Annotated in this window: 6 protein-coding genes; 5 read left to right on the top strand and 1 reads right to left on the bottom strand. The window is 50.8% G+C overall.

Annotated elements, in window-relative coordinates; translation table 11 throughout:
* Positions 1-5 precede the first annotated feature (5 nt).
* From ACM6JA_RS25200 to ACM6JA_RS25180, 5 genes are all read left to right on the top strand, one after another.
* Entirely contained in the window at positions 6-1,121 is a 1,116-nt protein-coding gene (locus ACM6JA_RS25200; protein WP_414854589.1) for a saccharopine dehydrogenase family protein, read from the top strand.
* A gap of 9 nt (positions 1,122-1,130) precedes the next feature.
* A complete protein-coding gene (locus ACM6JA_RS25195; RefSeq protein WP_414854588.1) occupies positions 1,131-3,458 on the top strand; it encodes a Gfo/Idh/MocA family oxidoreductase in 2,328 nt (775 codons plus the stop codon).
* 16 nt (positions 3,459-3,474) lie between these two features.
* Complete coding sequence (locus tag ACM6JA_RS25190; RefSeq protein WP_414854587.1) at positions 3,475-8,346, top strand: amino acid adenylation domain-containing protein; 4,872 nt, start codon at positions 3,475-3,477, stop codon at positions 8,344-8,346.
* Positions 8,347-8,401: 55 nt separating this feature from the next.
* Positions 8,402-9,280 carry an alpha/beta fold hydrolase gene (locus ACM6JA_RS25185; RefSeq protein WP_414854586.1) on the top strand — a complete coding sequence of 293 codons (879 nt, stop codon included), beginning with the start codon at positions 8,402-8,404 and terminating at the stop codon, positions 9,278-9,280.
* Positions 9,281-9,424: 144 nt separating this feature from the next.
* Positions 9,425-10,063, top strand: a complete 639-nt coding sequence (locus tag ACM6JA_RS25180; RefSeq protein WP_414854585.1) for a hypothetical protein — start codon at positions 9,425-9,427, stop codon at positions 10,061-10,063.
* Here the strand turns inward: ACM6JA_RS25180 and nfi are convergent.
* Complete coding sequence (gene nfi / locus ACM6JA_RS25175; RefSeq protein WP_414854584.1) at positions 10,060-10,746, bottom strand: deoxyribonuclease V; 687 nt, start codon at positions 10,744-10,746, stop codon at positions 10,060-10,062. The genes ACM6JA_RS25180 and nfi overlap by 4 nt on opposite strands.
* Between the last annotated feature and the right edge of the window lies 1 nt (position 10,747).

Below are 10,747 nucleotides of genomic sequence, written 5' to 3'. Positions count from 1 at the left end.
GAACGTTGGGTATCAAAAAGATTGGTATTTTGGGAGCGACTGGGGTTGTAGGCCATACAGCCTTTCAAACGATTTTGTCTAGGACGAACTATCCGATTTTGCTGGGCGGCAGAAATCCCGAGAAGTTACGTGAGCTTTTCACTGAAACGGGGGGTAGGCTGGAATGCCAGCAGGTGAATGTATTCAACGAGGAGGAACTGCATGACTTTTGCGGCCGAGTCGATCTCGTCATCAATTGTGCAGGGCCCTCCAAGCAAATCGTTGATAAAGTTGCTGTCGCATGCCTCAAACATGAGGTTCATTACGTAGATGTGTCTGGAGATGAGCATCTGTATCAACAATTGCTCACGCGAAAGCAGGAAATCGAGGAAAAGGGACTGCTCTTTATCATCTCTGCTGGCGTTTACCCGGGGCTGTCGGAAGTTTTCCCAGCTTACGTTGCTGAAAATGATTTGGACGAAATCGATTTGCTCGAAGTCTTTTTTGCAGGACAGGGCGGTTTCTCACTCAATGCGGCCTATGACATCGTTTGCAGCATTGAAGAAGATACCGGATGGGGAATGTCTTACTTCAAGCAAGGAGAGGTCAAAAAAATAGACGGGCCGTTCCACCGCAACTACACGCTGCCGCATCCAGCTGGCAAGCGCGACACGTATCCGGTAGTGACAAAGGAATTCGGCCTCATGACCAAGCAGCATAAAATTGAATCCGCTTATTTTTACAACAGCTATCAAAGCAATGCCATCCTGAATCAATTTGTGATGATCAAGGCTTTGCAGCAATACAAGACCGAGGAACAAAAAAGAGCGTCAGCCAAGCTGCTGCTGGAACAGTTTGAGGCGAAGAAGCCAGGTGTGAAAGATTTTACGATGTTCCACCTTCATACGACAGGAAAGCGTGACGGTAAAAAAGTACGGGTCTTCTCCACTCTTCTGTACCCGGGCGACTGGAATCGGATATCTGGCATCATCGCGGCCTCAGTGGCCCACTTGATCGCGGAAGATCAGAACAGAAAAACAGGCTGCTTTTTCGTGGCAGAAGGCGTTTCGGCGACACGCCTGATTGATGCGCTTCGCGAGCAGCAGGTCGAACTCATGCATTCCATCATGGAAATGAAGTAGGGGTGACGTATGACAAAGAATCGTAAGTTGCGTACCGTGGTATGCGGTTCTCGCTTTGGACAGTTCTACTTGGAAGCGGTAAAGGCATTGCCTGAGCAGTTTGAATTGGTAGGGCTGCTGGCAAAAGGAAGTGAACGCTCGCGTAAATGCGCCGAGCGAAATGGCATCCCGCTGTACACCGATGTCAATCAATTACCTGCTGACATTGATCTGGCTTGCGTCGTATTGCGTTCCACCGTGATGGGCGGCAATGGAACAGAGCTGTCGATCCAACTGCTTGCCAAGGGCATTCACGTCATTTCGGAAGAGCCAATCCACCACAAAGATTTGGCTTTGTGCCTAAAGCATGCCAAGCAAAACGGTGTTCATTTTATGACGGGAGACCTCTACGTACATTTGCCTGCTGTTCGTCGCTTTATTGCTTGCGCTCGTACGATGCTGGCTGTGCAGCCTGCCTTGTACATCGAGGCTGCTTGCGCTACACAGGTGTCCTTCCCGCTCATGCACATTTTGCAGGAAGCCCTCCCTTCTATTCGTCCGTGGAAAATCAGTCATGTCATCAAGGATGAGGGGCCGTTTCAAGTGTTGATCGGACAGCTGGGCAAAATTCCGATTACGCTACGCGCCCACAATGAAGTCGATCCGGATGATCCAGACAACCATCTGCATTTGCTGCATCGCTTGACGATTGGTGTAGCTGGCGGGAGCTTGTCGCTTACAGACACGCATGGTCCCGTCGTATGGCAGCCGCGTCTGCACGTACCGGATCTTCCCGACATTCATGGTGAGCTGACAGTGTCTCCACCCGCACGCATGCTGGAAAACAGTACACACATACTGGGACCACAGGAGACGCCGACCTATCGGGACATTCTTACGAAGCAGTGGCCGCAAGCTATCGGACGCGATTTACTCATCATGCGAGATAGGATCATGAGGCAGGTCGATAAGGCTGCGATGGAAACGCGCGCGCAGCAGGAGCTATTGTGCTCACGACAGTGGCAAGAATGGACGCAGGCATTGGGATATCCCGTGCTGCGCTCGCATGGCAGCCATGAGCCGTTGACGTTAGCATCTCTCGAACAAGCAGCCTGGAGCATTCCGGACGACGAATTCCACGACACTGCCTCACCCAATGATGCGACTTTGGCGGAAAACAACGATGTCTTTGCATGCACGGCGTTTGCCGAGAGCGAGCTAAAAGGGATCGATGCCGTACAGGTAAATACGTGCATTGAGCGCCTGGATACAGCAGCGGTGGCCTCCATGCTGCTTGCACTGCAATCCCAAGGGGCACTGACAACAGGACAGCATTCCTATGCAGCGTCAGACATTTTCACTGCTGCAAACGTAGCAGAACGTCATCATCCAGTCATCAAGCGCTGGCTGCACATCTTAACGGATCGTGGCTACCTGAAATTTACCGCTGGCGAGTATCAATGCGGCATTCAGATGACGCGAGAGGAAGTAGAACGACGGTGGGATTTAGCCAAAAACGCTTGGAATGGCAAGCTGGGCTCACCACTCGTCATGGATTATCTCAAGGACAATGCGGATCGGCTGCCACAGCTGATGGATGATACCCAGCAAGCTGCTTTGCTGCTATTTCCTGAGGGGCGGATGCATGTTGCCAATGCGCTTTATCGAGACACCCTTGTGGCGCGTTATTTGAACAAGTCGGTCGCAGAAGCAGTAGCGCGGATCGCGTTTACGACCAACTCGCTTCGTATCCTGGAGGTAGGCGCTGGGACTGGAGCAACTAGTGATGTGGTCGTGGACCGCCTGAGGGCGTTTGTTTCCAAAGGACTGAATGTGGAGTATGTCTACACGGATGTGTCCCACTTTTTCTTATCCTCTGCACGTGAAAGGTACAAAGCTTACCCGTGGATGAAATATCAGGTGGTTGATATCGACAAAGATTTGTTTGCACAAGGCCTCACAGAAGGCAGCTTCGATATCGTGATTGCGGCAGGAATGTTGAACAACGCGCGGGACACGGATGAAGTCATCCAAGGGCTGTTGAAGACCCTTGCACCGGGAGGCTGGATGATTATTACGGAGCCAACGCGAGAATTCGTAGAAATGCTCATCTCCCAAGCTTTCATGATGACTCCACCAGTAGATGATAGGAAAAATACGCAATCGACCTTCATGACTGTCCAGCAGTGGCTCGATGTGTTTCAGCGAGCAGGCGTCAAGGAGCTTGCGGTTTTGCCTGAGGAGTCTCACCCAGTGGCACCACTTGGACAAAAGCTGTTCCTCATCAAGAACAGCATCGATGTTGGCGTACGTCAGCAGCTTTCCCCAACTGAAGACGAAATGGCCAAGCTCATTTAAATAGGAGAGTGTGCATATGCCCCAAAACCTCAAGACGAATAGCGTCGAGCTCTTGATGCGCCTAGGCAGAGATGGAATTTTTTTATGGGAGGAAAATGGGAGCCTGCGTTACAGAGCCCCAAGAGGAACACTTGCAGCGGATGATTTACAGGCGTTAAAAGAACAGAAAGCAGACATTCTCGCTCTTTTGCGAGCCGAATCCCAACCGGTGAAGGTGGTGCCAGATCCAGCAGCGCGATTTGTGCCTTTTCCCCTGACAGATGTGCAGTCTGCTTATTTGCTGGGCCGGTATGAGCTGTTTGGCTATGGTGGCGTGGCGTGCCATATCTACATGGAGCTGGACTATCCCGAGCTTGATCCGAAACGGGCGGAGGATGCGTGGAACCTGCTCATTGCAAGACATGACATGCTGCGTGCAACCATTGATCCGAACGGTCAGCAGCGCATTCTGGAGAAGGTTCCGCGTTTGACGATTACATATACAGATACTAGTGGCATGGATGAGCAGGAGGCAGGAACAAGGCTCGATGACATACGCGAAGCGATGGGACATCGCGTGTATGATACAGCCAAATGGCCGTTGTTTGATATCGGATTGACGAAAACGAGCGACAGGGTTGTACTCCATGTATCGATGGAATTTCTCATCGCGGATTGGGCGAGTATTTGGCTCTTGCTGGGTGAGTTTGAGGCCCTTTACAAAGAACCGGGAAAAACATTGCCCACGTTGCCGATTACGTTTCGCGATTACGTATTTGCCGAACGCAGTCTAAGAGAGACTACGGCGTATGGCAGAGACAAAGCGTACTGGCAGCAACGGATCGATGCATTGCCACAGGCTCCAGACCTGCCAATGGCGAGACAACAGACCCAGAATGGAGACGCACGCTTTCTCCGTCGCTTCATTCGGTTAGATAATGCTTCGTGGGATGCCTTCAAACAGCGTGCCCAGCAGCGAGGATTGACGCCAACCTCCGCCGTGATGACAGCCTTTGCCGCTGTGATCGAGCGCTGGAGCCGAAATCGTGCGTTTTGCCTGAATTTGACGTTGCTGAACAGACAGCCGCTGCATGAGCGAGTCCATGAGATTGTCGGGGATTTCACATCCGTCAATTTGCTTGCGGTTGATTGGGGATTAGAGCGTTCTTTTCAGGGGCAGGCGAAAACCATTCAAAAGCAGTTGTTTGAAGATTTGGATCACCGTTTGTTTTCCGGCGTGGAGGTCATGCGCGAGCTAGCTCGCAGGCGCGGGCGTGAAGCCGCTCTGATGCCAATCGTATTTACGAGCGCGATTGGGTTAGTGGAACCAGCGGAAGGCGGTCAGCTACAGGGCAAAATTGCTGGGCATGGAATCAGTCAAACACCGCAGGTTTTCATCGATTGCCAAGCCATGGACAGCTCGGCAGGCTTGCAGGTGAACTGGGATGTGCGGGAGGGTGTTTTCCCTCTGCATGTCGTTGACGACATGTTTGATACTTTTGCAAAATTACTGCAAACATTGGCGGACAGCGAGCAAGTGTGGGAGGGAGCTGACGAAATTACGTTACCAGACTGGCAGCGAGAAGAGCGTCAGCAGGTGAATGCGACCACTACAGCTTTACCAGAGTACGCCTTGCATCAGCCAATCGTCACGCAAGCAATGACGACGCCAGATCGTCCAGCCGTGATTGACAGTGAAGGGCAGATTTCCTACGCGGAACTGGTGAAACGAGCTGCCGCAGTAGCAGGGAAGCTGAAAGAGCTGGGCTGCCGCGAGCAAGACCGCGTTGCCATCGTGATGGAAAAAGGCGCGCATCAAGTCACAGCCGTACTCGGAACATTGTTTGCCGGAGCCGTCTATGTACCTATTGATCCGAAGCAACCCGAGATGCGCCGACAGGCCATGATGGAACAGGCGGACATCCGTTATGCCTTGACGGTATCTGCCAACCAGTTGCACTGGTCAGACTCTATTCAAACGATTGCAGTAGATCAAGTTAGCCCGCAGCATGAACCATTGATACTGCCTGACCTAAACCCGGATTTGCCTGCGTACATCATCTATACGTCTGGCTCCACGGGACAGCCCAAAGGGGTCGTCATCAGCCACCGTGCAGCAGCGAATACAATCGAGGATATGCTTCGTCGCTTTGCGATCACGGAAAATGACCGCGTACTTGGCCTTGCCCAGCTGAGCTTTGATTTATCTGTCTACGATATTTTTGCCACGCTTTCTGTTGGTGGTGCGGTTGTGTATCCTCATCCCGACCGTCAAACGGATCCGTCCCATTGGAGTGAGCTGATAGCCGGGCATGACATCACCGTGTGGAATTCCGTGCCGGCCCTGATGCAGATGCTGGTCACGTATTTGGATTCCACGCCAACTGTCAAAGTTGACAGCCTGCGACTGGCCTTGCTTTCCGGTGACTGGATTCCGTTGACGCTGCCTGATCGGATGCAAAAATATCTGCCTTCTGCACAGATCGTCAGTCTCGGCGGTGCCACGGAAGCATCGATCTGGTCGAACTACCATCTGTACAAAGGACTGGAAGCAGACTGGAACAGTATTCCGTATGGCCGCCCGCTCGCCAATCAAGGCTTCCGCGTCCTCGATTCGCAGATGCGCGATTGCCCGGTGTGGGTGATCGGGGATCTGTATATTACCGGAGCTGGCTTGGCGGAGGGCTATGTAGGAGATCAACCCCTCACGGAGGAAAGATTCTTCTCCCACCCTGTCGATGGAGAGAGACTGTACCGAACGGGTGACTTGGGCCGCTACACACCGGGCGGCGAAATCGAGTTTATCGGCCGAGAAGACAATCAGGTCAAAATCAGAGGGCATCGAATCGAGCTAGGTGAAATTGAATCGGCCCTGCTCAAACACCCTGCTGTCGCCGCAGCTGGTGTCGTGCTGGATGGAGCGAGTGACGAGCCTGTTTTGCTTGGGATTGTGGAAAGCGCCCACAAGATGGATATTGACCTTGAAGCGGAAAGAGCAGAATTCGCGATGCTCGTAAATGGGATCGGTGAAGAAACGGGCATTGAGGTCAATCAGCGCATTGTTATGCTTTTGCAACAGATTGCGCGACAGCACATAAGCAAGCCTCTTCGGATATTGCAAGTCGGCGCAGAGAACGGTGCGTTGACAGCGTATGTCTCGCAAGCGTTGGAAGGCTATGATGCAGAGTATATAGGTATGGAAACAGTAGAAGAAGAGTATCGGGCACAAGGATTGGCACCGAACTCGTTCGACATAGTGTTCGCTGCGGGATCGATAGATAGCTTCGACATGAGCAAGCTGAAAGAGCTGATTTGCCCGGGCGGGTGGCTCATTCTTGCCAAGTGGACAGAGGCGTCATGGATAAGTGAGTGGCAGAAGGAAGAAGACGGTCTTGTGTTCGTTTTGCAGAATGAGGGAGAGAATCATTTGCTCGCTCATCGCGTGAAGCTGGACAAGGTGAGGGTCAGTGCCGCAGAGCTGGAAAAATTCCTTTTCCTACATCTGCCTGCCTATATGCTGCCTGCCCATCTGCAAGTCGTAGACGCACTGCCGCTTACCGGAAATGGAAAAATAGATCGCCGCGAGTTGGCAAAATGGCGCCCTGCATCGTCATTCGGACAAAATGCTGCTATGGACGCTACAGAGGGGGCTGAATCTGATCCATTGGAAGCGCAGCTTGCTCACGTCTGGGCAGAAGCATTGGGAGTCTCGAGAATCGGTCGAACACAAAGCTTTTATGAGTACGGTGCAGATTCCCTCATCATGGCGCAGGTAGCCGGAAAGCTGCGCGACAAGCTGGCGGAGGACTCGACGCACGCTGCCATCCCGTTTGATGTCTTGCTCCGGCAAATGCTCAACTTCCCGACCGTGGAAGCACTGGCTGGCTTCATACACATGCGCAATCAGGAGATGCAGCAGAGTGAGGAAATCGCATTGCCGAAAAAACGCAACAAGTCGAGCAATGCCGTGCTGATTCCATATGGCGGTGACGAATCTGGGCCGCTGCGGGTTGTGTTCCATGCCGTTTTGGGGACGATGGACAGTTTTCGTCCATTGATTGAACAGCTCAAAGCCCAGCAGACAGGAAGCATCGTCGGGATCGCTATTGACGATAGTGAGCGTTATTGCGCGCTAGAGCCGTCCGAGCTGATAGAAACCGTGGCTGATGATTATACCGAATGCTTGATCGATGTTTTGCGGGAAGCAGAGCAAAGACCTGTACAGCTCATCGGCTATTCTTTGGGCGGATTAATTGCCATTGAAGTGGCGAGAAGACTCGGGGAGCAGGGCGTCCCTATTCTGGACCTGGTTTTGATCGACATTCCTCCAATCCTGACAGAAGTGAACGACGATCTCTTGATTGAGGCACTGTTTGTTCCGAACCTGAACATCACGCTAGAACAGGCTGATTTTGGAAAAGTGGATGAGCATGATTTTACTCGGGCGATTTTGCAGCTTGTAGAAAAATACGGGGATTGCATCCCACAAGGCTCATCGTGCACCATCGGTGGAGACGAGGGGCTAGACCAGGTGGGAGAGCTGTTCCGCAAATTATCCGCGTTTGACAGAAGAGAACGCTTCACTGCTTATGTTCATGCGCTAGGCAAAATATCAGGGGAACAGATGCCAGTGGAAATGGCAGAGGGCTTGTGCAAGGTGTTTGGGCAGAGCTTTAAAGCAGCTCGCTATACTCCTTTGCCATATATGGGAGACATTCGCTTCCTGCTGGCTCGTGAGCCGTTTCAATTTTTGCCAAGCACGAGCGAAGAGACCATCGCTTTTTGGCAAGATATATGCATTGGAGAACTGGAAGTAACAGAAATCGCCGGCAACCATTACAGCTGCATGGTAGGAGAGAATACGGTCAAGCTGGCGGAGCTGTTAGCAGTACCACTCGGCACCAAATAACTTCTTCGTTTAGCAATCAAGACAGAGGCAGACAAGGACGACAAAATAACGTCCTTTGTCTGCCTCTGCTCTTTTTCCTCACCGCAAGAATTCCTACAAAATAGAAACCCTCATTTGTTCATCACGTATTACTACAGTGAAATCCAGCCCTGACCAAGTGAGGTGTTGTACATTGGCAATAGAGATATCCAAAGTGAGTACTTCAAGAGGGAAGCTCCAATATCATTGGAGTGGAAACGGCAAACCCAATATCGTTCTCATTAACGGTGGTTCGGGACCCATAGAAGGATGGATGAAGATACTACCCGATCTTTCAGAGATGTCATCTGTCTTTTCCTATAATCGATTGGGTGTTTCGGGTAGTGATAAGCCGCAAGCCCCCCAAGATGGACTCACGATTGTAGAAACGTTACGGGAGGCATTAAAGACAGTAGGATTTGAACCCCCATTTTTGCTAGTCGGACATTCATTAGGGGGATTATATGCAAATTTATTTGCCCGGCGTCACCCCTACGAAGTAGCTGGTGTTGTCTTTTTAGAATCCAGCCATCCAAAAGATATCGGTCTTGAAAAATATCAAGGTAAGGTAGTCAAAACCATTAACAAAATGCTCTCCATGTTTGACTCCTTGTCTCCCCATAAACAATTCAATGAAGTTCATTTTGTCAAAAAAACAGTGGAACAAATCCATGCAATCGAATATTTTCCCGACATACCTGTTTATGTGATTACAGGTGGAAAAGAAAATCGCATGATGCCTGAGGAAGTACGCAAAAAACGAATCGAGCATCAGTTGGAACTGCTTTCATTATCAAGCAACAGCAAACATATCCTCGCTGAAAAAAGTGGACATTTCCCTCAATTTACCGAGCCAAGAGTGGTCATAGATACGATCAAAGACTGTGCAGAACAAATACAACAAAAAACGTTCTAGCCCACCTGCCAAGCCGAGCTTTGCTACTCCTTCGTCAGTCAGTTATTCCATATCCTTTGTAGCAAATGTGTAACGGAGCTTTTCCCCTATTCGTGATATCCTGAAGATAGTAGCAATTCAGATCACGCAGAAAGGAAGAGGTCCATGTCAGCCGAGAAAAAGTCCCGACTCTGCCAACGCTCCAAACAGATTCATAACCGCACGTTTGTCGTGACCTGCAAAGAGTTTTTGGTGAAGCAAGCAGAATTTCTGTTGGACGTATTCGCCGATGTAGAAGACGAGATTGGCCCTATCAAGAACGGTGCGAAAATTCAGGTAGGCTGGACCATTCTGCTGGTTTTCGAACGGGATGGGTATTTGGAGATCGTGGCACCCGATTACGACGCGAATCCTTTTTCCGAAACAACTTCTGACCTGTCTGTGTCTTTGGTCGTGCAAATGGCGCAAAACAACTGTTTGCAAACCGTGCGAGCAGAAGGGGAAGCTGCTTTATTCCAAGATAAAATCGTGGTGGCAAAAGGTGCATTTGAACAAGAACACGTCTATTTGCAGCGTGCAGAAGATGTTCGAAAAGGTGACTCCGGGTGGTATCTCGGGCCTGTGGAAGGCGAAGTAGACAGTGACCAGCTAGAGTCATACTACGTTTACCAACTGCTAAAGCTACGTCCGTCACTTTTGCAAGCATTGGCTCTGCCACGAGGCTACATAGTCGTTTTCCAAGGAGATCAGATCGAAGCAGTCTTGGACGAGCACGATGAGAATGTATGGCCGACACTCCATTAGCGGCTGCTATTTAACTCCGCCGATACTTTATTCACGAGCTGATCCGCTTGCCGCGTCGTTTCGGGCAAACGATAGTTGGGAGAGAGCTTGGTGATCCATGCGCATGCAGTTGGCAAAGAGATTCCGTGTCCGATTGAGACGAATATTGGTTTGATATTCGGTTGTGTGCGCAAGACTCCGCCGATGATTTCACCCTGATCAATCAAAGGGGAATACACACCTCTTTCCTGTGCGGGTTCTTCGTATTCTCCTAGCAGTCTCGTTTTTCCGCAGCCAATGGTAGGAATGTCAAACAGGACGCCCAAATGACTGGCTAGTCCGAATCTTCGCGGGTGAGCGATTCCTTGCCCATCGCAGACGACGAGCTGCGGTGTTGTTTTAAGCTCCTTGAATGCACGTACCAGTGGTGGCAGTTCTCGAAAAGAGAACAAGCCAGGAATATACGGGAATTCGACGGTGTCTTGAATGACGACAGACTCGACGACATGCAGGGAAGTGGCGTCGAGGATCACGACACCAGCGACTAACAAATCAGACTCGGCATGATAGGCGACATCTACTCCGGCGATAAAGCGTACGTCCGCTAGTTGATCTTCTTTTTTTACTTGCTGGGCTAGTTGTCGCTGCAGGTTGATGGCCTCTTGCTCATCAATGTTCCAAGGATGTTGGATAATCGGTTCCATC

Origin of the sequence: Brevibacillus sp. IT-7CA2, assembly GCF_949767855.1 — a bacterium.
In the GTDB taxonomy this organism is placed as follows: domain Bacteria; phylum Bacillota; class Bacilli; order Brevibacillales; family Brevibacillaceae; genus Brevibacillus.
Note: the sequence above shows the minus strand (reverse complement) of the source record. Positions and strands in the feature narration are given on the sequence as shown.